Source organism: Pseudomonas umsongensis (assembly GCF_002236105.1).
Lineage (GTDB): Bacteria > Pseudomonadota > Gammaproteobacteria > Pseudomonadales > Pseudomonadaceae > Aquipseudomonas > Aquipseudomonas umsongensis.
On record NZ_NIWU01000009.1, the window covers coordinates 79,481 to 104,784 of the forward strand.

The window sequence follows — 25,304 nt, forward strand, 5'->3', positions numbered from 1 at the left end:
GCTCCTGCTCGTCCAGTTGATTATCTTTACTGGATCATCCTCGGTTCACCCACCTTCGCAGCCTCGCGGTCCAGGCCAAACGAGGCGAGGATTTCAGCGATTTCGCCCGAGGCATGCAAGGCCTGGATGTTCTTGCCCAGCGCCTCGCCCAAGGCTGCGTTGGACTTGGTGTACGGGAAGGCGCTCTGCCCAGGCTCAAGCGTGGCCTTGACCCGTTGATCGGGCTCGGACACCTTGATGCTCTTGCCGGGGTACGCGCCCTTCTGCTGCGAAGAGACCCCCACCGCGAAGCTGTCCGCACCGACCTGGATGCGCTTGGACGCCAGGTCCTGCGCCATGGCCACCGGGTTCGGGTAGAGCACCAGATTGTCGCCAAAGGTCTTCTTCAAATCGTCCACCCACAGGTAGCCCTGCACGGTGCCGATGCGCTTGCCGTCCAGTTCGGAAATCTTCGTGTAGCCCTCATCCGAAATAATGCCCATCACGTCCAGGTACAACGGTGCCGACAACCCCAACGCCTTGCTGCGCTCTGCCGTGCGGTACCAGTCACCGATGCCGACATCGGCGCGCTTTGCCACCACCGCCTGCACCACCGCTGCGGTGTCCACCACCATGGTCTTGACCTTCAGGCATTCGCGCTCGGCGATGCGCTTGATGATCTCGCCATCCACGCCGCTCAACTGGTTGTTCGGTCCCGGTATCGAGTAAGGCGGGAAGACGTACGCCGCCACGGTCAGCACACCCGGCGTAATGGTTTCAAACTGGTTCGCCGGGGTGCATTCGGCCAGGGCGTATGGCGCGCCAGCCAGGGTCGAACACAAGAACATCCAACGGGTAAAATGTTTGAATGAGCGAGTCATGACGTCACCTTTGCAATAAGAGAGCAGCAGCCGAAAACGGCGTGAGTGGCATTTGTTGTTATGGCTGGCTGGGTGCCAGTCTTTTTTCCAACGCCGCCACGCCCAGGGTTGCCGGAGCACAGACAGCGGCATACATCAAACCGGCCAGGATCAGCACCGGCATGTACTCAAACGTGGAGGAACCTATGGAGGACGCCCGGCTGACAATTTCTGGCAGGGCGATGGTGAAACACAGCGACGAGGCCTGGAACATCATGATCGAGAACCCCAGCAGCGACGGCAGCGCTACCCGCAAGGCCTGAGGCAGGATCACAAAGCGCAGGGCGTCGAACCGGTTGAGGCCGATCACCTCAGCGGCCTCGGTTTGCCCTGGGGCCACGGCCTCGATGCCACCGCGAATGATTTCACTGGTGTAGGCCGCCGTGCAGTACGCCATGGCCAGCGCGGCAGCCCAGAACGAGGTCAAGGTCAGGTTGACGCTGGGCAGGCCAAAGTAAAAATACTGCAGCAGGATCAACGCCGGCGCACCGCGCCCCAACTCCACGATGACCAGAGACGGGTAACGCAACCAGCGGCTCGGGGCCGAGACACCGAGTGCCAGCACCAGCCCCAGTACAATGCCCAGGCCCAGGCTCACCGCCGTGACCTGCATCGACAACACAAAGCCCTTCCACAACTCCGGCAGCCATTGGGCCCACATCGTCAGCAGTTCGCTCATCGGGCAATCCTCTGTTTCAACGTCGCCGAGAGCCAACGGGAGAACAAGGCCACCGGCACGCTGAGCACCAGGTAAACCACCGCCGCCGCGCTGTAGACGCTCAGGCCCTGAAAGGTTTGTTGTGAAACTTGATAGGCCTGGAAGCTGATATCGCCGACGCCAATGGTCGAGGCCACGGCCGAATCCTTGAGCAGGCCAATGGCGTAGGTGGCCGAGGTGGGAATGGCGATGCGCACCAACTGCGGTAACACCACATCGAAAAACCGTTGCGATGCCGACAGGTTAAGCACATAGGCGGCTTCGAATTGCCCGGTGGGAATCGCCGCGAAAGCACCGCGGTATACCTCGGACATGTGCGCCGCCGTAATCAGCCCCAGGCCGACCACTGCCGCGGTAAACGGCGACAGGCTGATATAGCCGCCACCGATGCCAAAGAAGATGAAAAACAGCCAGACAATCGGCGGAATGGAGCGCAGGGTCAGCACCAGCATGGCCGCCAGAAAACGCAGGGGCTTGACCCTGGACAGGCGCAGGGCACAGATCGGAAACCCCAGCACCACGCCGACGCAGAAGGCGAGCACGGTGACAGCAATGGTCCACGGCACACCGTTCAACAGCATCACCAGGATGTCTTGCATCAGCGATTCCTCACGGCCTGGAGGAACTGGATCACCCGTTCATGCTCGGGCTGACGCATCACTTGCTGGCTCGGCCCCTGCTCGATGATTCGCCCCTCGGCCATCACCACCACGCGGTCGGACACGGTTTCGGCGAAGTGCATTTCGTGGGTCACGACGATCATCGACATGCCTTCGCAGGCGAGCTCTTTCATCACCGCCAGCACCTCCAGGCCCAGCTCGGGGTCCAGCGCCGAGGTCGGCTCATCGAACAGCATCAATTCAGGGTCCAGTGCCAGGGCACGGGCGATGGCGATCCGTTGTTGCTGGCCACCGGAGCAGCGCGCCGGATAGTGCTGGGCCTTGTCGGCCAACCCCACGCGTTCGAGCAGTTGCATGGAGCGGGCGTCGGCCTCTTTGGCGCTGCGGCCCAAGGTACGGATTTGCGCCAGGCTGACATTGCGCAGTACCGTCAGGTGCGGAAAAAGATTAAACGACTGGAACACCATGCCAATGCGCCGGCGTAGCTTGAGCAGCTCTGTACGGGGTAGCGCCTTGCCAGCTTCGATGTGCACGCCATCCATACTGACCCGGCCCTGGGTCGGCGGCTCCAACTGATTGATACAGCGCAGCAAGGTACTCTTGCCCGAACCACTGGGCCCGATAATGGCCACCACCTCGCCCTTGCTCATTTCAAAACACACGTCGTGCAGGACGGGATAGGGGCCAAACTGCTTATGAATTCCCTCCAGGCGCAAGAACGGTTCGGCGCTGGCCACTGGGCGCGGTGCCAAGGAGGGCGCGGATTCGATCACGGTCATACTGCTCATGTTTTTGCTCCAGCTATCGATCGCCGTCGACTAAGGGCGTGCGCGAAAGTTTTATCGGCCCGTTGGCGCTGATCAGCACCTGTTCTTCGAGCTTCACCCCTTCCCCACCGCCTTGTTCTCCGATGTAACTTTCCACCGACACCACCATGTTTTCCTCGAACAGGCCGTCGTAACCCCACTCGGCGAAATCCACGGCGTAGGCGACGCTGGGGTACTCGTCCACCAGGCCGACGCCGTGCAGCATCATCATGTAGCGGTTGTGCTCAAAGCGCTTGGGCACAGGCCAACAGTGTTCGGCAAACTCGCGAAAGGACAGGCCCGGGCGCAGCAGTTCGACGTTGTGATTGATCTGCTGCGAGGCGATTTCCAGCAAGTCGCGCTGGGCCGTTGTCGGCGCCTTGCCGGGGCAGACGAAGCTGCGAGAGATGTCCGAAAGGTAACCACCGGGCCCGACCATGTCGGTGTCAAAACAGACCATCTCGCCTGCCTTGATGACCTTGTCGGTGGCGTCCTGGAACCACGGGTTGGTGCGCGGCCCGGAGCTGAGCAAGCGGCTTTCGGCCCATTCCCCGCCGTGCGCGACATTAGTCCCGTGCATGATGCTCCACAGCTGGTTTTCAGTAACCCCCGGCACCAGGCTTGTGCGCATCCGGGCAATGGCCAGGTCGCACACGCCCATGGAGACCCGGTGGCTGGCCACCTCTTCCGCCGATTTGATCAAGCGTGCCTGCTCCATCAACGGCTGCGCATCGAACAGCTCAATGCCCTTATGCGTCAGGCGCTGCGCGCCCCATGGGTCACAACGGTCCACTGCCAAGCGGCGATTGCCGCCACCGTGGCGGGTCATCAGGTCCGCCACTTCCTGGGCCCAGCGCTCGGCTTTTTCCTGCACGCGGGGGCCGGCAAGAAAATACAGCCAGGGAATCGCCGGGCGAATTTCATCGATGGTTTCCACGTGCTCGCTGTTGTGCCGGCTGCTGGTGAACTCGAACAGCACCACCGGGCCGTCGGTGGCCACGAACACATAGCGGCTGGGCGAGTGCATCACCCACAAACCGAGGTTATTGGTGTCGGTGGCATAGCGAATATTGATCGGATCGGCCAACAGAATGCCGGCGTAATCCTGGGCACGCAGTTGCTCGCGAATGCGTTCCAGGCGGTAATGACGCAGGGCTTTGCGGTCGATGGCGCAATACGCATCGAGTAACGCCGTGTCGACCGGCGCCAGGGCATGTTCAGTGACCTTGGCATCGCTGCGAAAGCGCAGGTCGCGTTCGGTTAACGCCGTGAGCAGCTCAATGGAATCAGAACCCGTATGCATGCAACAACCTCCGCTGGGAAGAGTTTGATGTTCATCAAATTCAATCAGTCCAACTGTTGGGGCAGTAACTAAAGGCTTCTAAATCAGGTGACGGCTGTCTTTATTGTTGTGGGCGACACACGGCAGCTAGAGGTCCTTGACCAGCCGCAGGGCATCGTAGATGGCCGCATGGGTATTGCGCGACGCCACGGCATCACCAATGCGGAACAACTGGAAGCGCCCTTCGGGGTTGCTCGAAACGGTTTGCGGCTTGCCGACAATCAGGTCCATGTACTCCACGGCGCCTTCGTTGCTGGCCAAGGGCTTGAGTTCGAAATACAGCTCATCCAGCGGCCGGGTGCCGTGGTTGACCACCACCTGATCCACCCGGCGTGTTTTGGTCAGGTCGCTGTAATCGGTGCCGATCGTAGCCAGCAATTGGTCGCCTTGTTTCTCCACAGCCTTGAGCCGGTAGGTGACGGTAAAGGTGGTGTCCAGTTGCTGCAACGAGCGCATGTAGGGAACCAGGTTCATGCCCATGACTTCCGGCGCGAACGAGCGGTCGGGGGTCATGATTTCAGTCTTGGCGCCACTGCGGGCGATGAATTCGGCGGCTTGCAGGCCGGCGTGGTCGCCCGCATCGTCGTACACCAGCACATTGCGCCCAGGCTTCACGTCGCCGGAAATAATGTCCCAGCTTGAAACCAGGAATTGATTGCCGCGTTCCAGCACTTCGGTGTGCGGCAGGCCCCCGGTCGCCACGATCACCACGTCGGCATTTTCATCGAGAACAATCGCGGTGTCTGCCCAGGTGTTGAAGTGAAACGTCACGCCAAGGCGCTCGCATTGCGCCATGCGCCAATCGATGATGCTGATCATTTCCTTGCGCCGCTCGGACTGCGCGGTCAGGCGAATCTGTCCGCCGGGTTTGTCCGCCAGCTCATACACCACCACCTCGTGGCCGCGCTCTCCTGCCACCCGTGCCGCTTCCAGGCCACCAGGGCCGGCGCCGACAATCACCACTTTGCGCTTGTGCGCAGCCTTGGGTATTTCATGGGGCATGGTGGTTTCACGCCCGGTCGCGGCGTTGTGGATGCAGTAGGCAGCGCCAGCGTTGTAAATGCGGTCCAGGCAATAGTTGGCGCCCACGCAAGGGCGGATATCGTCTTCACGGCCTTCGATGATCTTGCGCACGATGTACGGGTCGGTCATGTGCGCGCGGGTCATGCCGACCATGTCCACCAGCCCCGAGGCAATGGCATGACGCGCCGTGGCCACGTCGGGAATTTTCGCTGCATGGAAGGTCGGGAAGCCGGTCAGCGCCTTGATTTCGCCGGCAAAATCCAGGTGCGGCGCATTGCGCATGCCCTGGATCGGGATGATGTCGGTCAGCCCGGCGTCGGTGGCGATGTTGCCGCGAATCACATTGAGGAAGTCGATCATGCCACTGTCTTTCAACAGTTGGGAGATCTGCAACCCCTCCTCTTTTTGCAGGCCGCCGGCAAGGACTTCGTCCCCGGTGTAGCGAATGCCTACGATAAATTCCGGGCCCACGCGTTTACGAATGGCCGTGAGCACATCGAAGGTAAAGCGCAGGCGGTTTTGCAGCGAGCCGCCGTACGGCCCTTCCAGTTCGTTGGTCAGCGGCGACCAGAACTGATCCATCAAGTGACCGTAGGCTTGCAGCTCGATGCCGTCCAGGCCGGCGGCTTTCATGCGTTCGGCGGCATCGGCGTAGTCGCGAATGATGCGGTCGATGTCCCACTGTTCGAGCTGCTTGGGGAAGGCGCGGTGTGCGGGTTCCTGATTATGGGAGGGCGACACCACCGGTAGCCAGTCGCCTTTGTCCCAGCGGGTACGCCGGCCCAGGTGAGTGAGCTGGATCATCACCGCCGCACCATGTTCATGGCACTCGTCGGTCAGGTCTTTCATCCAGCCGACCACTTCGTCCTTGTAGGCCAGAATGTTGTTGAACACGGGCGGGCTGTCACGGGAGATCGCGGCGGAGCCCGCGGTCATGGTCATGGCTACACCGGCTTTGGCACGTTCAACGTGGTAGGCCCGGTAGAGCTTTTTCGGCATCCCGTCTTCCGGGTATGCCGGTTCATGGGAGGTGGTCATGATGCGGTTGCGCAGGGTCAAATGCTTGAGGCGATAAGGCTGAAGTAGCGGATCGTTTTTCATATCGGTCTCGCAAACAGGTCATCAGGCACGCCGACAATATGCCCCTGTGTACACAGGTGTCAATAGGCTTGACACTGGTGTACAGTTGACCACGAAAAGCACATTTCAGCAGGGAAGAAATGCCCATGAAAGCAACCACCTCAACGGCGGAACCGGCAGGCCGAGGCTCCCTGGAAGCCTGGCTCAATGCGGCCTACGAAAGTCTGACCGAGTCAGGCGTCGATGCCGTGCGAGTGATGCCGCTGGCGAAAAAACTGAATTTGTCGCGCACCAGCTTCTACTGGTTTTTCGAAGACCGCGATGCCCTGCTCGTCGCCTTGATCGAGCAATGGAAAAACAAGAACACCTTCAACCTGGTGACCAAATCCCAGGCCTATGCCGAGTCCATCACCGAGGCGATCCTCAACGTCTTCGACTGCTGGCTGAACAGCGATTTGTTCGACTCGCAGTTCGAGTTCGCCATGCGCAGTTGGGCGTTGCAATCACCGGAAGTGGCGCAGGAAATCGGCGAGGCTGACGAGCAGCGCGTCGAGGCATTGCGGCAGATGTTCGACCGTTTCGGCTTTGAACACGATGCGGCGATAACCCGCGCCCGTTCGATCTACCTCACGCAAATCGGCTACATCAGCATGAAAACCCGGGAGCCCCTGGCCCAGCGCATGCGCTACATCCCCGAGTACCTGAAGATTTTCACCGGCAGGGAGCCGGAAGCCCGTGAGCTGGAGCGCTTTTATCAGCGCAACGGTTTTAGCCGTGCCGATTTGAACGTCTGAAAACATCGACTTTAAGTCAGTTTCTTTGTAGAGCGTCCCGGTAGGCGCTCCCTTTGGCGCACCGCTGCCAGGCATTCCTTCAATCGGTGCCTGGCCCGAATAGCCGATAGCCCCGTCCGGGGTCGGTACCTGAACCATTGCGATTGTTCCGGTGTTCTCCACGAAACTGCAAATGGGGCTACCCTGAAGGTGTTTACTTCAAGGTCGCGTGCTACATCTGCCCACCCTTAACAGGCAGGTCGTCGATGTATCAGAACTTGGCGCTGCTTGCCGCCTTCCTCCTTACCTACAGCCTATTTGCGGGGCGCTTCGAGTCACGCCTGCTTAATGGCCCGCTTATGTTCATGCTTGCCGGCCTGCTTCTCGGCCCGGCATTCCTGGGCGTTCTGCAACTCCGGATTGACAGGGAGGGCCTAAAGTTCTTGGCTGAGCTGACGCTGGCGATTGTTCTGTTCAGCGATGCGGCCAACGCTGATCTGAAGGTCCTTCGGGCCAATGAAGGGCTTCCACTGCGCTTGTTGATGATAGGGCTACCGCTGACCATAGCGGGTGGTTGGCTAGTCGGCGTCTGGCTGTTCCCACAGGTCCCACCGTTGGAACTGGCAATACTGGCAACCCTTCTGGCGCCCACCGATGCTGCGCTCGGTAAGGCGGTTGTGAGCAACCCTCAGGTTCCCGCGTCCGTGCGTGAAGGGTTAAACGTTGAGAGCGGGCTGAATGATGGAATCTGCGTTCCAGTGTTGCTTATGTTTTTGGCATTGCTGGTCGAAGAACAGACACGGTCCCCTATCTCACTGGCATTAGAGTTAGTGATCGAGGAACTGGGCATCGGTGCACTCATCGGTATTACCCTGACGCTCATCGCCTGGCGGTTGCAGCGCTACTCCGTAAAACACCAGTGGCAAACGCCAGTGTGGTCACAGTTGACCCTGCCCGGGCTCGCCATCCTGTGCTTTGCCACAGCGCAAACACTAGGCGGTAGCGGGTTTATCGCCGCGTTCGTCGGTGGGTTGCTTGCAAGTTTTCTGTTTACCGAGCAAAAGCACCAGATGCTCAAGGCCAGCGAAGAGTTCGCCAGTCTGTTATCGGTCATTACCTGGGTCGTATTTGGCGCACTGGTGATCCCTTGGGCCTGGAGCAGCCTCACCCTCAACATCTGGCTTTACTCGGTGCTCAGCCTGACCATGATTCGCATACTGCCCGTGCTGATCAGCCTGGTCGGAACCCGCTTCGATTTCGAAACTCGCCTCTTCATCGGTTGGTTCGGCCCGCGAGGCCTGGCCAGTATTGTCTTCGCCGTCATGATATTGGCCTACCCCCTGCAAGCAAGTCGTACCTTGGTGGCTACTGCTGTCTGTACCGTTTTACTCAGTGTGCTATTACATGGTCTGAGTGCCAATCCATGGGTTGCACGGCTGGCCAGTCGTGATCATTGATGACCGTGTTCGTTCAGTAATCTCGAACTGCACTGGCCGCTGCGTTTTCCGCTACATCACCCTGCGAACGACCCGGCTCTCACGCTCATCACCCGCGAGAAAATCATCGACGACAACCTTTCTCCTTCCCTTGGCCCATGCCGACCCGAACGATTCTTTCAACATTCGTGACTATCAGCCTGCGTTTGATGCTGCCCTCTACGGACTGAATCTTGCGGCCTGTCTCCGGCCGCTTTGGGTCGAACTGCGACCACCAAGAGCGGACGGTGGATGACGAGGCGGTTTTACATTAAGCGCTCGCGGATAAAATCGATGAAGGCCATCGTCCGCGCTGAACGTCGCCGCTCCCGACTGAGCACAGCGCTGACAGGAAGCGCGGTGGTCTGATAATCGTCGAGCACGATACGAACGCTGCCCTGTTCGACGTCAGCTGCGAAGAGCCATTCTGGAGAAAGGGAAATACCCACGCCGCAGAGGACCATTTCGCGAATGGCCTCGCTGCTGTTGCTGGTGACGTTGCCTTTGATGGCCACATCGAGCTCTTTCGCACCGTTAGTGAAGTGCCAACTGTCGTAATGCTCCAGCAATGTGAAACCGATGCAGTTGTGGCCTGTCAGTTCATGGGGCTCGCATGGCAGGCCGTGTCGATCCAGATAGGTGGGCGCGGCATAGACCCGCCGCGTGCTGGTACCCAGTGGCACTGCCACCAATCCCTCGCTCTTCACCACGCCAATCCGGATAGCCAGGTCTATATTTTCCTTGAGCAGGTCTTCGTTGTGATCGCTCAGGCGCAGATCAATCCGGACCTCTGGATGGCGTTGCAAGAAAGGCCCTATCAGCGGTGCTATGCACAACCTCCCATAGCTGACCGGTGCGGCGACTCGCAGAGGGCCGGCGATCTGCTCCTGACCGCTGGTAAAGCTGCGCGTGGCGGCTTCGAGGTGGCCGAGAATTTCCTGGCAGTGGCTGTAGAAGCGTTGCCCTTGGTCGGTCAGGGCCAGGTACCGGGTGCTGCGGGCGAACAATGGCCCGCCCAGATACTGCTCCAAAGCGCGAACCTGCTTGCTCACTGCCGGCTGCCCCATGTTCAGCTCGCGAGCAACCGCAGAAAACGACCCGCGCTCCACGACGCGTACAAAGATGTGCATGCTGTCGAACAAGTCCATCTGCGATTAGACCTCTTTGTGGAATAAGTTATATGCAAATTTAGTTTCTTATCGGAATGATGAAAGCGCGGCAATCTGTAAGCGTCCACTCAATCAAAGGTTCCCCGCCATGAATCACTTCATGCTCGCCGCTATCGCCGAGTCCGCCCAGGCCCCTCTGGCTGTCCGCCAAATCGATCGCCCCGTTCCCGGCAAGGGACAGGTGCTGGTCAGGGTTCACGCCGCAGGGGTAAACCCTCTCGATACCAAGATCGCCGCCGGCGCAGGGGCTCACGCCCGCCAGGCGCTGCCGGCAGTGCTCGGCCTTGATCTCGCCGGCACGGTCATCGAACTGGGCGAGGCGGTTGAGAGTTTCACCCAAGGCCAGGAAGTCTTCGGTATGCCCGGCGGGATCGGCGGTGCTCAGGGTACTATGGCCGAATACATTGCCGTGGATGTCCGGCTCATCGCGCCAAAGCCGCACACTCTCGACATGCGTGAGGCAGCTGCATTGCCTTTGGTATTCATTACCGCATGGGAAGGTTTGGTAGATCGTGCCAATGTCCGTGCCGGTCAGCGTGTGCTGATTCATGGCGGCGCGGGTGGGGTCGGCCAAGTGGCTGTGCAACTGGCCAAGGCTCGCGGTGCCGATGTCTACGCCACCGGTTCGGCGGCGAGTCTCGACTTCATTCGCTCGCTGGGGGCTACGGCCATCGACTATCAGGCACAGAGCGTAGAGGACTATGTCGAGCATTATACGGCTGGTGAAGGTTTCGACATCGTCTACGACACCGTAGGCGGCAGCACGTTGGATGCGTCATTCAAGGCCGTGAAGCCTTATACAGGGCACGTGCTGAGCTGCCTGGGTTGGGGGCAGCACAGCCTGGCACCGCTGTCGTTTAAAAGTGCAACCTATTCCGGCGTATTCACCCTAGCGCCATTGCTCACCGGCAAGGGGCGCGAACACCACGGCGCTATCCTTCGCGAGGCCGCCGCGCTGGCCAACGCTGGTCAACTGACTATCCGCGTGGATCAACGGCACTTTGAGCTGCCAGACGTCAACGAAGCGTTTCGCCAGGTCGCGGAAGGTCGCGGCAAGGGCAAGACGGTAATCCAGTTGGTAAATGAATAGTTCTTGGTGCTCTAAAGCTCATTCAGTACAAACGGCCGGATGCGGCCGCTACTGGCCGATTTATGCCTGTCACCAACGTCAGCTTTGGGACGTTTTCAGCCGGACGCGACAGGCAGAAAACGGCCAGGAGCTGACCCTGCCAGTGTCTACAACTGAGGCTGCATTCACTGATGCGGCCTACCGCCTACCGCCTACTGATATAACGATTCAAGTCATGGATATTTACCTGTAGAGCAGATCCTTATAGGATGCAGTCCGATTCAGTCTCCTTCAGGTTTGGAGAACAAGCACAAGCCGGAAGCAGGTTAAGTTACTTATAAAAATAAATACAACACCATGAGCACATGAACAATGATCAATCCGGGTTTTCCAGCTGAAAGTTTTAAACCCTTCAGCATAGTCATAGTGAATTACAAAACACCCGAAATCACCAAGATATGCCTGGATTTATTACACCAACACCTAGGCAGCGACAACGTCCCAATATGGGTAGTTGACAACAATTCTGCCGATGAAAGCACTGACTACTTACGAACTCTCGATTGGATCAATTTGATCGAGCGCTCTGCCCCTGAACCAGAACCTGGCCACATCGCACATGGCAAGGCACTGGATCTAGTTTTGCAGCAAGTTGAAACTGATTATTTATTCCTGATGCACACAGATACATTTGTTTTCGACAAAAATGTTTTTCCAATGATGTTGAATAAGTGCTTGAATAACCCGAAAGCCGTGGCAGTGGGTTGTGTTGAGCAAATCAACCGTGGCACCGCAAGAACGCTTTGGCGCTTTAGCTCACGACTATTCAAACATCATTACAGACACCTGAAAATCTCTATGGGATTACGCTCTAGAGAGCCAAAACCTTACAGAGAAGTCTACTTAAAAAGTTTCTGCACATTATGGAACTGCAAACTTATCAAGCAAAATAACATGCATTTCTCCATGGATGAACGCGTACCAGGATATACTCTTCAAGACCGCATGACAGAGCTTGGCTATGTCGTAGAAATGTTATCGCCGCGTAAAATCTTCAGCTATCTGGATCACATTCAAGCCGGCACTGTCGCAGCGGCTGGCGGCTATGACAAGACTCATAGACGAACCAAAATGTACAACAACATCCTTAAGCGCCTGAACAAGGATGACAGAAAAAGCTAAGCGACGAGCAGACGCAGCCTGCCCAAGGCTGCTTCAAGCGCCCCACAAGTCTTATATTAAGTTATTGGAGCGGTAATGGCACCCATCACTCAAGCACTACCTTTCACCCTGTCCCCGGAGCTTGATTTCGACCAAAACGCTGCCAGCACCTTTGGCGACTCTTTGACCAGTCACTATGTCCAGGCTGCGCCATTTCCGCACATAGTCATCGACAACTTCTTGCATGAAGAGCTGATTTCGAGTATCTGCTCGCACTTCCCAATCGAGCCGACCAACAATGAAATGCTCTACGAGCGCGGCTATAAAGGTCAACTAAAACGTCAAATAAGCCCCAACGAATGTGCCCCCTTTTTGAAGACTGTTTTCAACGCCTTTAACTCGGCGCCCATGTTGCAGTTTCTTGAAAATCTCACAGGCATTCACGGTTTGATACCCGACCCCTACTTTACCGGTGGCGGCCTGCATGAAACGAAAAGCGGTGGTTTTCTGGGCGTGCACTCGGACTTCAGGCTCAACAAAAAGCTGAACGTCGAGCGCAGACTGAATGTCATTATTTATCTGAATGAAGATTGGCGAGAAGAATACGGCGGCAACTTAGAACTTTGGGATGCCGGCATGAGGATCTGCCTTAAGAAAGTCCTACCCGTTTACAATCGCTGCGTCATTTTCAACACAGACAAAGACAGCAATCATGGGCACCCAGAACCTTTGACTACTCCAGAGCACATCAGCCGCAGGTCTATAGCGCTTTACTATTACACCGCCGCAACCATGTCGATCGATCCCACACAAAGAAACAAAACCCACTACAAACCAAGGCCTAAAGATCGTTTGAGCCTAAAATACTACATCAATAAACTAATCAAGAAAAAAAACTAAACGGTCTCGTCTGACGATCGAACTCGTGCACTTTTAGCGTTAGGTTGCAAAGCCGGATATGCCCCACACTCATTTATGCCATGACATAGGTTTTTCATCTCTCCGGCTCTAAGTCGTGGCACTACCGACTGTCGACTTCGGGGTTGCTTGCAGCCCATCGCGACAGGCAGCAATCGGCCGATTCTGTTGAAAAAGTCGGTTCTTACAGACCGCCCACATACTGACCGCTGAAAATGCGTTTTTTTGCGCGCCGCTACACGAAATCTGCCCCCGAAATCCTCTGCTCAATGTAAAGATTTCAATCTCAAGCGCGTACTTTTCTACCGTGGAAATCAGAGCCTACTCTTTCAACAGAATCGGCCAAAAGCAGTCACTGCATTGAATCTATTCAATCAAATTCACAACTAAGGCAGATTGTCATCAAATGCATGAGACAGCGTATTTTTCTACCGCCCTCAATGCTTTAGAACAAAACCATCGGCATTCTGTGCATTGAACACCATTCTGCCCAGGTAATGGCTGCAAGATTCACATCGATAAAAGAACGTTGGCGAGCCCCTCAGTCTTTTATGATGGGGCAAGCGGTAACCAGACGCAGACTTCGAACCCATCTTGTCGACCTGTTGCCGGGGAGAACAATTTCATTCTGGCGTTTACCCCCTGCACTATGGTTTTGGCAATCGCCAAGCCCAGTCCTGAACCACTGATCTCACTGTGACCGCGCACAAAACGCTCAGTCAGGTGCTGCAATACCGACTGCGGCACCGCCGGGCCGCTATTGACCACCCGTAGCTGTGCCTGTTCGGTGAGGCTGACTTCGATCGGTTGATCCGCTGCCCCGTACTTCAGCGCATTTTCGATCAGGTTCCGCAACAGGATGCCAAAGGCGTCCGGATCAATGGTCGAGTACAAGCAGGACTGGTTTGGCAGCTGCAACTTGATCCGGTGCCCACTGCGGTTGTTCCACTCATCAACCACATGGGCAAGCAACGGAATGAGGTCCTGAGGCGTTTCGGACAACAGGCCACCGCCTTCGGCCTTGGCCAGTTGCATGAGTTTTTCCGAGAGCCGCGCCAGGTCGCGCAACGCGTTTTCGATTTTCGCCGCACGTACTCGCAACGGGCCCTCGGGCGCCTCATGGTGGAGTCGCTGGATTTGCGCCAGGGTCGCCGCCAGTGGCGTACGCAGTTCATGGGCGCTGTTGGCAGTAAAGCTGCGTTCACTCTCCAAGGCCTTGCGCAAGCGCTCCAGCAGATGATTGACCGCCTCCGCCAGTGGTGCGATTTCCGCCGGCAATCGCGCCCCGCTGATCGGCGACAGATCACCCACCCCACGAGTCTCCACGGCACGACGATAGGCCAATACACTGCGCAAGCTGATGCGCACAAACAACCACGTTCCCAACAGAATGATGGGAATCAGCGCCAATAATGGCAACAACAAGGCAAGCAACGCTTCACGTGCCGCTTCACGGCGGTGTTCCAGAGGTTCGGCAATCTCGATAAACACTGTTTCACGTAGCGCACTGGAGCCGTACAGACGGTATTTTTTTGTGGTTGAAAAGCCTTCGGCCGGTTGTTGGTTGAAGATCTTCGGGTTGGCGTCGTGGGACTGCATCAGGATCTCCCCCTTGGCATCGCGCACCAGGTACGTCAGGTATTCCTTGTGCATTTTCAGGGTGGCGACGTGTTGGGCGTCACGAGGACTTTCACGGTTGCTGATTTCCAGCACGGCCAGAGGCAGGATGCGCTGCGCAGTCTCTTCCAGCGCACTGTCGAACGCCTCGTTCAATTCATGCTGCACCACCAGCCAGGCGCCAACGGTCGCCGCCAGCCACAGTAAGGTCGTGCCCAACGTCAGCCCCAGGCCGAGGCGTTTTTGCAGGCTCGAAGACGGCTTCATGCGGACATCAACCGGTAGCCCATGCCCCGCACGGTTTCAATCAGGTCGCGCCCGAGTTTTTTACGCAGACGGCTGATGTAGACCTCAATGGTATTGCTCTCGATTTCGGCACCGAAGGCATACAGCCGTTCTTCAAGCTGCGACTTGGAAAGCAGCGCGCTGGGGCGTTGCACAAACGCCTCGAACAGCGCCCACTCCCGCGCGGTCAGGTCCACCGTCGCACCGGCCCGCAACACCGTGCGGGCACTCATGTCGACCTGCAAGTCGCCGAGTCTGATCTGTGGATTGGGGTTGCCGCTGTAGCGCCGGGCCACCGCCGCCACACGGGCCGAGAGCTCGAACAGGTCGAACGGTTTGACCAGGTAGTCGTCGGCGCCCGCGTTGAGGCCAGCGATACGATCGGAAATCTGATCCTGGGCAGTCAGGATAATCACCGGGGTCACGTCCCCTGCCGAACGTTGCTGACGCAAAAAATCCAGCCCGCGACCGTCCGGGAGCATCAGGTCCAGCAGGATCAGGTCGTAAGGCGTGGTGCGTACGCTGTTGCGCGCGTGGTCCAGACGCTGCACCCAATCGACGGCGTGGCCGTCATCGGCAATCTGCTCGCGCACCGCTTCCCCCAAGCCTTGAGCGTCCTCGACCAATAAGACCCGCATCTGGCGCCTCCTGTGATGGTTGTCGTGCAGCACCTTAATCGCCTTACCTGACGTGAATCTGAAGATTCAGCTGGTTGTCAGGAATGCTCCTTAGGGTATGCCACAGGCGCCGACCTCGGCAGGAGACAGATCATGAAAACAGGTTTTATTGCCAATGCCACGCTGTTGAGCTTGCTGCTCAGTGGTTACGCCCTGGCCGATGACGATTGCAGCGACCCGGTGAGCGACTGGCAACCGCGCGAAACCTTGCGTCAGCAGGTCGAGCGGCAATACGGCTGGAGCGTGCAACGCATCAAGGTCGACGACGGTTGTTATGAGCTCAAGGGGCTGGATCGAAAAGGCAACGCCATCGAAGCCAGCTACTCACCGGCCTCGCTGCGTTTGCGCACACTCGAGATCCATTTCCGCGACGACGGCGATGTCAGGGACTACCTCGGCAGCCCGCTCACCGAATGACGCCTCACCTGTCGATGAGTTTTTCCTGCGCTTCAGGTTGCTGTCAGCAAGCAGGTCCAGGCTCTCGACCTAACGATCAAAGGGACACCCTCATGAAAAAGATCATCGCAGCCACCTGCCTTGCCGGCGCCATTGCCCTGCCGGGGCTGGCCCAGGCCCGTGAAGTGACCTTGACCACGCAGCTCAAGGACTACAGCGGCAATGATGCCTACCTGGCGATCTACGTCACCGACACCAATGGCCAATACCAGAAAACCCTCTGGGTAGCCGGCAAGAAGGCCAAATATTACAAACACCTGGGCGACTGGGCCCGTGGCAGCGGGATGAACCCGAGTGAGTTTGACGGGGTCAGCGGCGCCAGTGTCGGCAGTGGGCGCACGCTCAAAGTCAGCGTCGAACTGGCAGACACCCTGATTGATGCCGGGTATCAGATCCGCATCGACAGCGCCGTTGAGGACAAACGTGACGCACGCGCCGATGTCAGCGTGCCGCTCACGTCCAAGGGCGCAGGCCAGCCGGTGACCGGTAGCACCTATGTCGAGTCCTTTACTTACGATCTGTAGCACCTGCCATTTCTGGAGGCTGAACATGCTTCGCCAGTCCCATTCCCTGCCCGGCCTGATCGCGGCCCTGTTGGTCATGCTGTTGGCCATCAGTGGTGCGATCCTGTCGGTCGACCCGGCGCTGGAACACTTGCACAGCACCGCCACCGGGCAACTCAACGTCGGCCAATTGGCCGGACGTGTGGCCAATCACTTCCCGGGCGTGGAGCAGATCCAGCGCACAGCGTCCGGGACAGTCATCGTCTACTACAACCAGAACGGTCAGGCCGGGGTTGAAACGGTCGATCCACTGACCGGCGAAGGCCTGGCACCCTATGCACCCTCCGCGTTCACGCGTTGGGTGAAAGAGCTGCACCGCTCGATGTTCCTCGGCTCACCAGGCCATGGAGTATCGGGTGTCGGCGCGCTGTTCATGTTGATGTTGTCGGTGTCTGGCGCGCTATTGCTCGCCCGGCGCCTGGGTGGCTGGCGCAACCTGCTGCGGCCGCTACGGGGCACTGTCAGCCAGCGCTGGCATGCTGAAGTTGGGCGACTGGCCTTGCCCGGGCTGCTGCTGTCGGCATTGAGCGGGCTCTACATGTCCGCCACCACTTTTGGGTTTATCGCCGACGGCAGTCAAAGTGAACCCGCCTTCCCCGCCCACGTCAGCGCCGGCCCGGCCTTGCCGGTGGCTACACTGCAAGCCTTGCAGGCCACCGACCTCAACGACCTGCGCGAGCTGGTCTACCCGAGCCCCGGCAACCCGCGCGATGTGTTTTCCCTGCGCACGGCCCAGGGCGACGGCTACGTGGATCAGGCCAGCGGTGCCTTGCTGTCCTATCAAGCCCACGACTCGATGCACAACCTCTACGAATTGATCTATCAGTTGCACACCGGCGAAGGCCTCTGGTGGCTGGGCCTACCGCTCGGGCTCTGCGCCCTCTGCATACCGTTGATGAGCGTGACCGGCATTCTGTTGTGGTGGCGCCGCCGAAAGGCTGGCCCGAACATTCGCCACAACAGCCCTGCCCACTGCGCCGACAGCGTGATTCTGGTGGGCAGTGAAAATAACAGCACTTGGGGCTTTGCCAAAACCTTGCACGACGCCTTGCACCAGAGTGGCCATCAGGTGCACAGCGCGGCGATGAATGAATGGGTGGGCGATTACCGCAATGCCCAACGGGTGTTCATCCTCACCGCGACCCACGGTGACGGCGATGCGCCGTCCTCGGCTTCGCAGTTCCTGGCGCGACTGGCCAAAACCGGCCTCAAGCCCGGCCTGCCCTTTGCGGTGCTGGGCATGGGCGACCGCCAGTTTGCGCAGTTCTGTCAGTACGCCCTTCAAGTGCAGGACGCCATGTTGCGGGCCGGTGGTTCGCCACTGCTGGGGCTAGAAACCGTCAACCGTCAGTCCCCTCAGGAGTTTGCGCGCTGGGGCCACGCATTGGGCGACGTGTTGGGGCAGGAGCTGGCGCTGGTTCACACCCCGCAGCATCCGCGCACCCATCCATTGGAGCTGACAGAGCGGATTGCCTATGGTGAACAGGTAAATGCGCCAACCCACATATTGCGCTTCAAAGCCTGCGGCGAGTTGCCGGCCTTTCTGGCCGGCGACCTGGTCGGGATTGTGCCGCCGGGCAGCCCGATCCCGCGTTTCTATTCGCTGGCCAGCGGTTCCCAGGACGGCGTGCTGGAGATCTGTGTGCGTAAACACAACGGTGGCATATGCTCGCAATTCCTTCATGACCTGGACATCGGCGCATCGATCGAAGCGTTTATCCAACCCAACCCACAATTTCGCCCGGCGTCGGGCACGCACCCAGTGATCCTGATCGGTGCCGGCACCGGCATCGGTCCTCTGGCCGGGTTTATCCGTAACAACAAGGCCCGACACCCGATGCACTTGTATTGGGGCGGGCGCAACCCGGCCTCGGATTTTCTCTACGAGCCGGAGCTCAACCAATACTTGTCGGACCGCCGCCTCACGGCATTGCGCGCCGCCTTCTCTCAGGCTCAGGACCGCAGCTATGTGCAAGACCGGCTGATCAGCGATGCCCTGGCCTTGCGCCGGCTGATTGAAAAAGGTGCCCAAGTGCTGGTGTGTGGCAGTCGCGAGATGGCCAAAGGCGTGATGCAGGCCCTTGATGAAGTGTTGGCGCCTCTCAACCTGAGTGTGCTGACCCTAAAGGCACAAGGACGCTACCGTGAAGATGTCTACTGAGTTGCAGCGCTATAGCCTGAACGGCGAAACCATGGGCACCCGCTACACCGCCCTGTTTTATGCCGGGACCGGGATCGATACCGACGAAGCTCGCCAGCGCCTGGCCCACGCCGTGGCCCGGGTGGACCAGCAAATGTCCACCTGGAAACCCGACTCGGACCTCAACCGCCTCAATGCCGCCCCCGAGCAGGAATGGGTGTCGGTGCCCAAGGAACTGGCCACGGTGCTGTCTACTGCACTGCGCGTCAGTCAGCAATCCGGCGGCGCCTTCGACATCGCTGTCGGTGACCTGGTGAACGCCTGGGGCTTCGGCCCCGGGGAGCAGACGGTCACAGAGCAGGCGATCGGCACGATTGCGCCGCGGGCCCGGCTGTTAGCCAGCGCCGCATTGGTGGTTGAGCCACAACGCAATCAGGTGCGCAAACGCGTGCCGCTGAACCTTGACTTGAGTGGCATCGCCAAAGGTTTTGGCGTGGATGAACTGGCCCGTTGCCTTGAGGGATTGGGCATCACCCGTTACCTGGTCGGCATCGATGGCGAGATGCGCGCCCGGGGCGTCAAACCTGACGGCCAGTGCTGGACCGTGGCCCTGGAGAAGCCCAACCGGGGCGTGCGTGAAGTCATGGGCGTGATGGAACTCAGCGATGCCGCAATCGCGACCTCCGGGGACTATCGACACTGGGTCGACGTGGCGGGTCAGTCCTATACTCACACCATGAACCCGGCCACTGGCGCGCCGCTGTGCAACCCGCTCGCCGCCGTCACCGTGGTGGCAGCCTCGTGCATGCTCGCCGATGCCTGGGCCACGGCGCTGATGGTCCTGGGCGAAACCGAGGGCCCACGTCTGGCTCAGGAACGCGGGATGGACGCGTTGTTCGTGCTGCGCGAGGGTGAACAATTCAAAGAAATATCCATTGTCGGCGGCCAGTTGCAGGCGCAAATTGAAACCCGCTGACGCCGATTGCCGGCCCGCTCGGAACCCGTTCGACGTGAACCGCCTAATGACAGGGAGTCCTGTTAAACAATGAAATTCATGCACAGGCACACCGAGGCACACCGAAGCGATCGTATCGGCTGGCTGCGCGCCGCCGTCCTTGGGGCCAACGACGGGATTGTCTCTACCGCCAGCCTGCTGATCGGCGTCGCGGCCGCCAACGCCAGCCATGCCACATTGCTGGTCACCGGAATGGCGGGGCTGATGGCCGGGGCCATGTCCATGGCCGCTGGCGAGTACATTTCCGTGCACTCCCAAGCCGATACCGAGCGGGCCGACCTGTCCCGCGAACGGGCAGAACTGGCCAGCGACCCGAATGCCGAGCACATTGAACTCGCCAACATCTACATGCATCGCGGCGTATCACCCGAACTGGCCCATCAAGTGGCCGATCAGTTGATGGCCCATGACGCACTGGGCTCTCACGCCCGGGACGAGTTGGGCATCAGCGCCACTCTCACCGCCAAACCGTTGCAGGCCGCCCTCGCCTCCGCCGCCAGTTTCGTGGTGGGTGCCGCGTTGCCGCTGGCGGTGACATTTGTCGCGCCGGAGCACAGTGTGGTGCCCTGGATATCGGGCATGTCATTGGTGTTTCTCGGGACATTGGGCGCCATCGCCGCCAAGGCTGGCGGAGCCAAGGTCATCACCGGGGCCTGGCGGGTGACCTTCTGGGGGGCGCTGGCCATGGGCATTACGGCCCTGGTGGGGCACTTGTTTGGCGCGGTGGTCTAGCGGGGGGCTTCCAAAAACAAAGTGCGCCCGCTAGCCAAACGAGCGCCCTTTACAGAACAGCAGTGATGCGCGGTATGCGTTAACAGATCAGTGCGCTGCCAGCGCTGGCAGTCAATGGCAAAGGCACGAGCGCTGGCAAACAGCCGTTCCTGCCCACTCGATAACTGTCCCATCATGCTGCGTGCTTCCCTGCTGGCCAATGTAGAGATTTTGCCGCAGGCCAGACAGGGGAGCTACTTTTTCAACAGAATCGGCCGATTTCTGCCTATTGCAAGGACCGCGGTCGCCCCGAAGTGGACCCGCCGAGCAAGAACGTTCCCGTCGGCTACGCTATTCCACCAAGCACGATGCTGAAAGCGAGGCTAGGAATGACAGTTGGTCGCAGAGATGATATTGCCTATTCCATCCTGTTAATCACTCCTGTTCTCCTTTACGCCAGCATAGGTGCTAACCCGCTGTATACAGGCAGTGGGTACCTTGTCGCAGTACCTGCGGCGGTGTTTGTACTGGGCTTGATTATCCGAACGCCCGCCCTGTTTCTGACGGGTACGACAGCCGCGGCGGTGGCCACGCTGTTGATCTACATGAACATCATGGCCAGCCTCGACCACCCCGAAGGGTTGTTTGGGCTCGGGCACGTGTTCTCCATGCCCGGCATGTTGGTTGGCGCAGCAGCGTCGGCCTGGCTGTTAAGGTACCGCGTGAAAGCAAGTTTGCCTTGGATCGTCGCGGGCGTTGGCTTTCTGGGAACTGCATTGGGATTCACGGTCGCCCAGATGGTGGTGTGCAACACCCTGATGTATTGCGGCCCGCTGTCTATTGGGGTTTAACGCTGGCAACGAGCTTCCGCTTCTGGCCGCTTGTTGCCCTTATCAACCGTCCAAGCCGGATCAATCGCAACCCTCCCCACAGGCAACACCATCGCCCTACAACGTCATGATCGGCCGCAGCAACGCCTGACCCTCATACAATGCAGACAAATAACGTTCGCGCATTTGCTCCACGGTCATTCGCGATGCATGGGTGGTGAGCGTCAAGGTGGCCTGCAACTGCCCTTCGCGATCAATCAATGGCACGCTCAGCACCCGCATGCCCACTTCGTATTCCTGATCCACCAGGACGTAGCCACGCTGCGCCGCCAAAGCGATTTCGGCGCGGATCTGTTTTTCATCGGTGAGCGTGTAGGGGGTAATCGCTTGGGGCGGGTTGCGTGCGAAATACCCGTCCAGCGCTTCGCCAGACAAACTCGCCAGCCAGAGCCGGCCACTGCCGGTGCAATACATGGGCACCCGTGAGCCAGGCCGAATCGACATCGAGGTGATGTGGCTGTAGCGGCTGCGCACCACATGCACGATGTCATCCCCGTCGCGAATGCCCACCGACACATGCTCCTGGGTGGTTCGCGCCACCTGTTCGACGATCGGCCGCAGCATGCGCGGCAGCACGGCCGAATCGACATAGGCCTGGCCAATGCGCAGGGTCTTGGCGGTCAGCCAGTAGAAACGACCATCGGTCTGCGCGAAGTCGTCATGCACCAGCGTCAGCAGGAAACGTCGGGCGGCGCTCTGGGTCATGTCGGCCATGCGTGCCACCTCCGGCACACTCAGGCGTGGATGTTCCTGGGAAAACAGTTGCAACAACGCCAGGCCCTTTTGCAGGCCGACGATCAGGTCCCGTTGATGGATGGTGGGCTGCTTCATCGCGACGACTCTAATTCAGGCAAGTAATGCGATTATCGCATTGATGCTGCGATTATCAACTTAAACGCCCGCCGGCCTGATTGTCCGCTCCCCTCCCCGCTCGCACTATCGGCCCCACAACACAGCCAATAAGCGGGTACATCAAATGATTCAGGGTTCGACTGAACTGGTCGCCATCGTCGGCTCGCCTGTGACACAGGTCAAATCACCGGAAAACTTCAACCAATGGTTCGCTGGGCACCGGCAAAACGTTGCCATGCTGGCCATCGACCTTGCGCCGAGCGCCCTGCAGAACTTCGTCGAGACCTTGCGTGGCTGGCAGAACCTGCGCGGCTGCGTGGTCACCGTCCCCTACAAACAGCTACTGGCCGGCCGCCTGGACAGTGTCAGTGCGCGCTCGGCGGCGCTGGGTTCGGTCAACGTGATCCGGCGCGAGGCCGACGGCCGGCTGGTGGGCGATATCGTCGACGGCGAAGGTTTTCTCAGTGCGGCGCGCCAGCAGGGTTTCAATCCGCAAGACAAACAGGCGCTGGTGATCGGCACCGGCGGTGTCGGCAGTGCGATTGCTTATTCACTGTGCCAGGCCGGGATCCGTCATCTGGTCATCAGCGACTTGAGCGCGGAGCGCGTCGAGATGCTCGGCGAACTGTTGCGCAACACGTTTCCCGAGACAGTGATCAGCGCCAATCCCACCTCGCTTGAGCACTTCGATCTGGTGGTCAACGCCTCGCCGGTCGGCATGGGCGCCACCAGCGAGGAAGGTCCGCTGCCATTGCCGCAAGACCTGATGCAAAGCTTGCAAGCGTCGACGCTGGTTGCCGATGTCGTGACTTCGCCAGCGCTGACGCCGTTTCTCGCCTTCGCCCAAGGGCGTGGCTGTGCGATCCAGACCGGCCCGCAAATGGCCCTGGCGCAACTGGGCAACCTCGGCCACTTCATGGGCGTAACACCGCTGCAGATCTGATCTGCGGCCGTGTCCTTAACAGGCGATAGACGATGAACATGACGACTACCCAGCTCCCTGCCGGTGCCGACCGGGTCTACGACGTGATTGTCCTGGGCAGCGGCGCCGCCGGTTTCGCCGCGGCGGTGACCGCCAGTTGCCGCGGCCTCCAGGTCTTGCTGGTGGAAAAGACCGAAACCTTCGGCGGCACCTCGGCGATCTCCGGTGGCGCGGTCTGGCTGCACGACACCGATCAGGCCCGGGCCGCCGGGTATCACCTGGGCGCCGACGAAATGCGCCGCTACCTCAAGGAGGTGATCGGGGCTGGCTACAACCCGGCGCTGATCGACGCCTTCATCGACAATGGCCGCGAAGCCTTGAGTTTTCTGCAGGCCCACAGCGAACTCAAATACAGCCTGCGGCCACTGTCGCCCGACTATTACCCGGACTTGCCCGGTGGCACGCAAACCGGTCGCGCCCTGGAAATCGACGAGTACGACGGGCGTAAGCTCGGTGAGCACTTCAAAGACCTGAAGCGGCCACCGGACGGCATGCTGCTGTTCGGCGGCATGATGGTCAATCGTGTCGACATCCAGCACTTCCTCAGCTTCAAGCGCTCGCCGCAATCGCTCTGGCACTGCCTGAAACTGATGGGCCGATATGCTATTGATCGCCTCAGCCATCCACGCGGAACGCGCCTGACCGTAGGCAATGCCTTGATCGCCCGGCTGGCGACCACCGCCTTCGCCAACGGCGTCGACTTGTGGCTCGAGGCGACGCCCGACGCGCTGCTGATCGAACAGGGACGCGTAGAGGGCGTGCAGATCACCTGGCGGGGACAAACCCGCAAGGTATTGGCCAAGGGCGGTGTGGTATTGGCTATGGGCGGATTTGCCGCCGGCGCCCAAGCCGCGGCGCAGCGGCCAGCGACCGACTCGGAACACTGGAGCATGTCCCCGGCGGCCAATGTGGGTGACGGACAACGACTGGCCGCTGCGGTCAACGCGGCCATTGGCGACAACCTGTCGGCAAACTTCTTCTGGGCGCCGGTTTCGGTCCTGCGCAAGGCCGACGGCAGCCTCGAGCGTTTTCCGCACCTGGTGACCGATCGGGCCAAACCCGGTGTGATCGCGGTCAACCGCGCCGGACGACGTTTCGTCAACGAGTCGGACTCCTATCACTGCTTCGTCCAAGGCATGTTCGCCAACGGCGGCGCGAATGCGCCCTGCTGGCTGATCTGTGACAGCGAAGCCTTGAACCGATACGGCATGGGCCTGGCCCGTCCGCGGCCGGTCGACAACAGCGCATTGATCGAAGCCGGTTACCTGCTGCGCGCAGACAGCCTCGCCGAACTGGCCCTTATCGCGGGCATCGATGCCACGGCCCTGGAGCAGACCCTGACGCAGTTCAACGCCGATGCAGTGCTTGGCGTCGACCGGCAGTTCGGCAAAGGCAGCAGCGCCTACAACCGCTACATGGGTGACCCGCTCCATGGACCCAACCCGTGCCTGAAGCCGTTGCACAAGGCGCCGTTCTACGCCATTCGCCTGTTTACCGGCGACCTCGGCTCTGCCCGCGGATTGGTCACCAACGGCCAGGCCAACGTGCTCGACCGCAGCGGTGCACCGATCCCCGGCCTGTACGCCGCCGGCAATGAAATGAATTCGATCATGGACGGCACCTACCCAGGCCCCGGCATCACCCTCGGCCCGGGCATCACCTTCGGCTACCTCGCCGCCAGTGATATCGCCGCCCGTCTTGAGCACAACACACACCCACACGCCCAAACTGGAGCTCCGCATGTACTACGAACTGCGCACCTACACGATTAAACCGACCCGCCTTGGCGACTGGCTGGCCCTGTACAAAACCGCGGCACTGGCCGTGCAACAAGAGCACCTGGGCAACCTGGTCGGTTTCTTCACCACCGAAATCGGCGAGGTCAACCAGGTGGTGCACATCTGGGCCTATACCAGCCTCGACGATCGCATGAACCGCCGCAACGCCATGGCCGCCGATCCGCGCTGGCAGGACTTCGCCAGGCAGAACAAGGCGCTCGACGCCGTGGTGACGCTGGAGTCGCGCTTGCTGCGCCCGACCGACTTTTCACCGTTGCAATAACC

At 59.6% G+C, this 25,304-nt stretch carries 24 protein-coding genes; 14 read left to right on the top strand and 10 right to left on the bottom strand.

Annotation, left to right across the window (positions count from 1 at the left end; all coding sequences use genetic code 11):
* Positions 1–26: 26 nt before the first annotated feature.
* The 6 genes from PSUM_RS28715 to PSUM_RS28740 form a co-directional block, all read right to left on the bottom strand.
* Complete coding sequence (locus PSUM_RS28715) at positions 27–860, bottom strand: substrate-binding periplasmic protein (RefSeq protein ID WP_020800492.1); 834 nt, start codon at positions 858–860, stop codon at positions 27–29.
* Positions 861–918: 58 nt separating this feature from the next.
* Positions 919–1,578 (bottom strand): amino acid ABC transporter permease, encoded by a 660-nt coding sequence (locus PSUM_RS28720; RefSeq protein WP_008059832.1) that lies wholly within the window; start codon positions 1,576–1,578, stop codon positions 919–921.
* Positions 1,575–2,216, bottom strand: a complete 642-nt coding sequence (locus tag PSUM_RS28725) for an amino acid ABC transporter permease (RefSeq protein ID WP_083348680.1) — start codon at positions 2,214–2,216, stop codon at positions 1,575–1,577. Before PSUM_RS28725 ends, PSUM_RS28720 begins: the two co-directional genes overlap by 4 nt.
* Positions 2,216–3,025 (bottom strand): amino acid ABC transporter ATP-binding protein, encoded by an 810-nt coding sequence (locus tag PSUM_RS28730; protein ID WP_020800489.1) that lies wholly within the window; start codon positions 3,023–3,025, stop codon positions 2,216–2,218. Before PSUM_RS28730 ends, PSUM_RS28725 begins: the two co-directional genes overlap by 1 nt.
* Positions 3,026–3,038: 13 nt before the next feature.
* A complete protein-coding gene (locus PSUM_RS28735; RefSeq protein WP_020800488.1) occupies positions 3,039–4,346 on the bottom strand; it encodes a M24 family metallopeptidase in 1,308 nt (435 codons plus the stop codon).
* A 126-nt stretch (positions 4,347–4,472) separates the two neighbouring features.
* Complete coding sequence (locus PSUM_RS28740; RefSeq protein ID WP_083348679.1) at positions 4,473–6,509, bottom strand: NADH:flavin oxidoreductase; 2,037 nt, start codon at positions 6,507–6,509, stop codon at positions 4,473–4,475.
* Between the two features lie 125 nt (positions 6,510–6,634).
* On the opposite strand from PSUM_RS28740, the gene PSUM_RS28745 reads away from it, so the two are divergent.
* Together PSUM_RS28745 and PSUM_RS28750 are read left to right on the top strand one after the other, a co-directional pair.
* Positions 6,635–7,282, top strand: coding sequence for a TetR/AcrR family transcriptional regulator (locus tag PSUM_RS28745; protein WP_020800486.1), 648 nt, complete (start codon positions 6,635–6,637; stop codon positions 7,280–7,282).
* Positions 7,283–7,527: 245 nt separating this feature from the next.
* Positions 7,528–8,718 carry a cation:proton antiporter gene (locus PSUM_RS28750; RefSeq protein ID WP_042955806.1) on the top strand — a complete coding sequence of 397 codons (1,191 nt, stop codon included), beginning with the start codon at positions 7,528–7,530 and terminating at the stop codon, positions 8,716–8,718.
* 284 nt (positions 8,719–9,002) lie between these two features.
* Here PSUM_RS28750 and PSUM_RS28755 read toward each other — a convergent pair whose 3' ends face one another.
* Positions 9,003–9,884, bottom strand: a complete 882-nt coding sequence (locus PSUM_RS28755; RefSeq protein WP_083348678.1) for a LysR family transcriptional regulator — start codon at positions 9,882–9,884, stop codon at positions 9,003–9,005.
* 109 nt (positions 9,885–9,993) lie between these two features.
* On the opposite strand from PSUM_RS28755, the gene PSUM_RS28760 reads away from it, so the two are divergent.
* The 3 genes from PSUM_RS28760 to PSUM_RS28770 all read left to right on the top strand — a co-directional run bounded on the left by PSUM_RS28760 (position 9,994) and on the right by PSUM_RS28770 (position 13,035).
* The gene (locus tag PSUM_RS28760) at positions 9,994–10,995 is read left to right on the top strand and encodes a zinc-dependent alcohol dehydrogenase family protein (RefSeq protein ID WP_033044893.1); all 1,002 of its coding nucleotides are present in this window, start codon (positions 9,994–9,996) and stop codon (positions 10,993–10,995) included.
* Positions 10,996–11,346: 351 nt separating this feature from the next.
* Positions 11,347–12,156, top strand: a complete 810-nt coding sequence (locus tag PSUM_RS28765; RefSeq protein ID WP_083348677.1) for a glycosyltransferase — start codon at positions 11,347–11,349, stop codon at positions 12,154–12,156.
* Positions 12,157–12,231: 75 nt separating this feature from the next.
* On the top strand, positions 12,232–13,035 hold the full coding sequence (locus tag PSUM_RS28770; RefSeq protein WP_083348676.1) for a 2OG-Fe(II) oxygenase: 804 nt from the start codon (positions 12,232–12,234) through the stop codon (positions 13,033–13,035).
* A gap of 567 nt (positions 13,036–13,602) precedes the next feature.
* On the opposite strand, the gene PSUM_RS28775 is transcribed toward PSUM_RS28770, so the two are convergent.
* Entirely contained in the window at positions 13,603–14,937 is a 1,335-nt protein-coding gene (locus PSUM_RS28775; RefSeq protein ID WP_083348675.1) for a HAMP domain-containing sensor histidine kinase, read from the bottom strand.
* On the bottom strand, positions 14,934–15,593 hold the full coding sequence (locus tag PSUM_RS28780; RefSeq protein ID WP_083348674.1) for a response regulator transcription factor: 660 nt from the start codon (positions 15,591–15,593) through the stop codon (positions 14,934–14,936). The genes PSUM_RS28775 and PSUM_RS28780 overlap by 4 nt, the downstream gene beginning before the upstream one ends.
* A gap of 132 nt (positions 15,594–15,725) precedes the next feature.
* Between PSUM_RS28780 and PSUM_RS28785 the strand changes: the two genes are divergently transcribed.
* The 6 genes from PSUM_RS28785 to PSUM_RS28810 all read left to right on the top strand — a co-directional run bounded on the left by PSUM_RS28785 (position 15,726) and on the right by PSUM_RS28810 (position 21,368).
* Positions 15,726–16,049, top strand: coding sequence for a PepSY domain-containing protein (locus tag PSUM_RS28785; protein ID WP_083348673.1), 324 nt, complete (start codon positions 15,726–15,728; stop codon positions 16,047–16,049).
* Between the two features lie 92 nt (positions 16,050–16,141).
* Positions 16,142–16,612: a DUF2271 domain-containing protein gene (locus PSUM_RS28790; RefSeq protein ID WP_083348672.1), complete on the top strand. Its 471-nt coding sequence runs from the start codon at positions 16,142–16,144 to the stop codon at positions 16,610–16,612.
* A 25-nt stretch (positions 16,613–16,637) separates the two neighbouring features.
* Positions 16,638–18,812, top strand: coding sequence for a PepSY domain-containing protein (locus tag PSUM_RS28795; protein WP_083348671.1), 2,175 nt, complete (start codon positions 16,638–16,640; stop codon positions 18,810–18,812).
* Positions 18,802–19,767 (top strand): FAD:protein FMN transferase, encoded by a 966-nt coding sequence (locus PSUM_RS28800; protein ID WP_083348670.1) that lies wholly within the window; start codon positions 18,802–18,804, stop codon positions 19,765–19,767. Before PSUM_RS28795 ends, PSUM_RS28800 begins: the two co-directional genes overlap by 11 nt.
* 69 nt (positions 19,768–19,836) lie before the next feature.
* Positions 19,837–20,538: a VIT1/CCC1 transporter family protein gene (locus PSUM_RS28805; protein WP_083348669.1), complete on the top strand. Its 702-nt coding sequence runs from the start codon at positions 19,837–19,839 to the stop codon at positions 20,536–20,538.
* 368 nt (positions 20,539–20,906) lie between these two features.
* Positions 20,907–21,368: a hypothetical protein gene (locus PSUM_RS28810; RefSeq protein WP_141195525.1), complete on the top strand. Its 462-nt coding sequence runs from the start codon at positions 20,907–20,909 to the stop codon at positions 21,366–21,368.
* A 96-nt stretch (positions 21,369–21,464) separates the two neighbouring features.
* Here the strand turns inward: PSUM_RS28810 and PSUM_RS28815 are convergent, their stop codons facing one another.
* Complete coding sequence (locus tag PSUM_RS28815; protein WP_020800480.1) at positions 21,465–22,238, bottom strand: IclR family transcriptional regulator domain-containing protein; 774 nt, start codon at positions 22,236–22,238, stop codon at positions 21,465–21,467.
* A 145-nt stretch (positions 22,239–22,383) separates the two neighbouring features.
* Here PSUM_RS28815 and PSUM_RS28820 point away from each other — a divergent pair, with 145 nt between their 5' ends.
* The 3 genes from PSUM_RS28820 to PSUM_RS28830 are packed head-to-tail and all read left to right on the top strand — an operon-like array spanning position 22,384 to position 25,302.
* The gene (locus tag PSUM_RS28820) at positions 22,384–23,202 is read left to right on the top strand and encodes a shikimate dehydrogenase family protein (RefSeq protein ID WP_083348667.1); all 819 of its coding nucleotides are present in this window, start codon (positions 22,384–22,386) and stop codon (positions 23,200–23,202) included.
* Positions 23,203–23,234: 32 nt separating this feature from the next.
* Positions 23,235–25,013, top strand: a complete 1,779-nt coding sequence (locus tag PSUM_RS28825) for an FAD-dependent oxidoreductase (RefSeq protein WP_083348666.1) — start codon at positions 23,235–23,237, stop codon at positions 25,011–25,013.
* Positions 24,982–25,302, top strand: coding sequence for an NIPSNAP family protein (locus PSUM_RS28830; protein WP_020800477.1), 321 nt, complete (start codon positions 24,982–24,984; stop codon positions 25,300–25,302). The genes PSUM_RS28825 and PSUM_RS28830 overlap by 32 nt, the downstream gene beginning before the upstream one ends.
* Positions 25,303–25,304 lie beyond the last annotated feature (2 nt).

What these genes read in the sequence shown, in the direction of transcription:
- PSUM_RS28715 (WP_020800492.1), bottom strand. Translation starts at nt 860, where the DNA reads ATGACTCGCTCATTCAAACATTTTACCCGTTGGATGTTCTTGTGTTCG.
- PSUM_RS28720 (WP_008059832.1), bottom strand. Translation starts at nt 1,578, where the DNA reads ATGAGCGAACTGCTGACGATGTGGGCCCAATGGCTGCCGGAGTTGTGG.
- PSUM_RS28725 (WP_083348680.1), bottom strand. Translation starts at nt 2,216, where the DNA reads ATGCAAGACATCCTGGTGATGCTGTTGAACGGTGTGCCGTGGACCATT.
- PSUM_RS28730 (WP_020800489.1), bottom strand. Translation starts at nt 3,025, where the DNA reads ATGAGCAGTATGACCGTGATCGAATCCGCGCCCTCCTTGGCACCGCGC.
- PSUM_RS28735 (WP_020800488.1), bottom strand. Translation starts at nt 4,346, where the DNA reads ATGCATACGGGTTCTGATTCCATTGAGCTGCTCACGGCGTTAACCGAA.
- PSUM_RS28740 (WP_083348679.1), bottom strand. Translation starts at nt 6,509, where the DNA reads ATGAAAAACGATCCGCTACTTCAGCCTTATCGCCTCAAGCATTTGACC.
- PSUM_RS28745 (WP_020800486.1), top strand. Translation starts at nt 6,635, where the DNA reads ATGAAAGCAACCACCTCAACGGCGGAACCGGCAGGCCGAGGCTCCCTG.
- PSUM_RS28750 (WP_042955806.1), top strand. Translation starts at nt 7,528, where the DNA reads ATGTATCAGAACTTGGCGCTGCTTGCCGCCTTCCTCCTTACCTACAGC.
- PSUM_RS28755 (WP_083348678.1), bottom strand. Translation starts at nt 9,884, where the DNA reads ATGGACTTGTTCGACAGCATGCACATCTTTGTACGCGTCGTGGAGCGC.
- PSUM_RS28760 (WP_033044893.1), top strand. Translation starts at nt 9,994, where the DNA reads ATGAATCACTTCATGCTCGCCGCTATCGCCGAGTCCGCCCAGGCCCCT.
- PSUM_RS28765 (WP_083348677.1), top strand. Translation starts at nt 11,347, where the DNA reads ATGATCAATCCGGGTTTTCCAGCTGAAAGTTTTAAACCCTTCAGCATA.
- PSUM_RS28770 (WP_083348676.1), top strand. Translation starts at nt 12,232, where the DNA reads ATGGCACCCATCACTCAAGCACTACCTTTCACCCTGTCCCCGGAGCTT.
- PSUM_RS28775 (WP_083348675.1), bottom strand. Translation starts at nt 14,937, where the DNA reads ATGAAGCCGTCTTCGAGCCTGCAAAAACGCCTCGGCCTGGGGCTGACG.
- PSUM_RS28780 (WP_083348674.1), bottom strand. Translation starts at nt 15,593, where the DNA reads ATGCGGGTCTTATTGGTCGAGGACGCTCAAGGCTTGGGGGAAGCGGTG.
- PSUM_RS28785 (WP_083348673.1), top strand. Translation starts at nt 15,726, where the DNA reads ATGAAAACAGGTTTTATTGCCAATGCCACGCTGTTGAGCTTGCTGCTC.
- PSUM_RS28790 (WP_083348672.1), top strand. Translation starts at nt 16,142, where the DNA reads ATGAAAAAGATCATCGCAGCCACCTGCCTTGCCGGCGCCATTGCCCTG.
- PSUM_RS28795 (WP_083348671.1), top strand. Translation starts at nt 16,638, where the DNA reads ATGCTTCGCCAGTCCCATTCCCTGCCCGGCCTGATCGCGGCCCTGTTG.
- PSUM_RS28800 (WP_083348670.1), top strand. Translation starts at nt 18,802, where the DNA reads ATGTCTACTGAGTTGCAGCGCTATAGCCTGAACGGCGAAACCATGGGC.
- PSUM_RS28805 (WP_083348669.1), top strand. Translation starts at nt 19,837, where the DNA reads ATGAAATTCATGCACAGGCACACCGAGGCACACCGAAGCGATCGTATC.
- PSUM_RS28810 (WP_141195525.1), top strand. Translation starts at nt 20,907, where the DNA reads ATGACAGTTGGTCGCAGAGATGATATTGCCTATTCCATCCTGTTAATC.
- PSUM_RS28815 (WP_020800480.1), bottom strand. Translation starts at nt 22,238, where the DNA reads ATGAAGCAGCCCACCATCCATCAACGGGACCTGATCGTCGGCCTGCAA.
- PSUM_RS28820 (WP_083348667.1), top strand. Translation starts at nt 22,384, where the DNA reads ATGATTCAGGGTTCGACTGAACTGGTCGCCATCGTCGGCTCGCCTGTG.
- PSUM_RS28825 (WP_083348666.1), top strand. Translation starts at nt 23,235, where the DNA reads ATGAACATGACGACTACCCAGCTCCCTGCCGGTGCCGACCGGGTCTAC.
- PSUM_RS28830 (WP_020800477.1), top strand. Translation starts at nt 24,982, where the DNA reads ATGTACTACGAACTGCGCACCTACACGATTAAACCGACCCGCCTTGGC.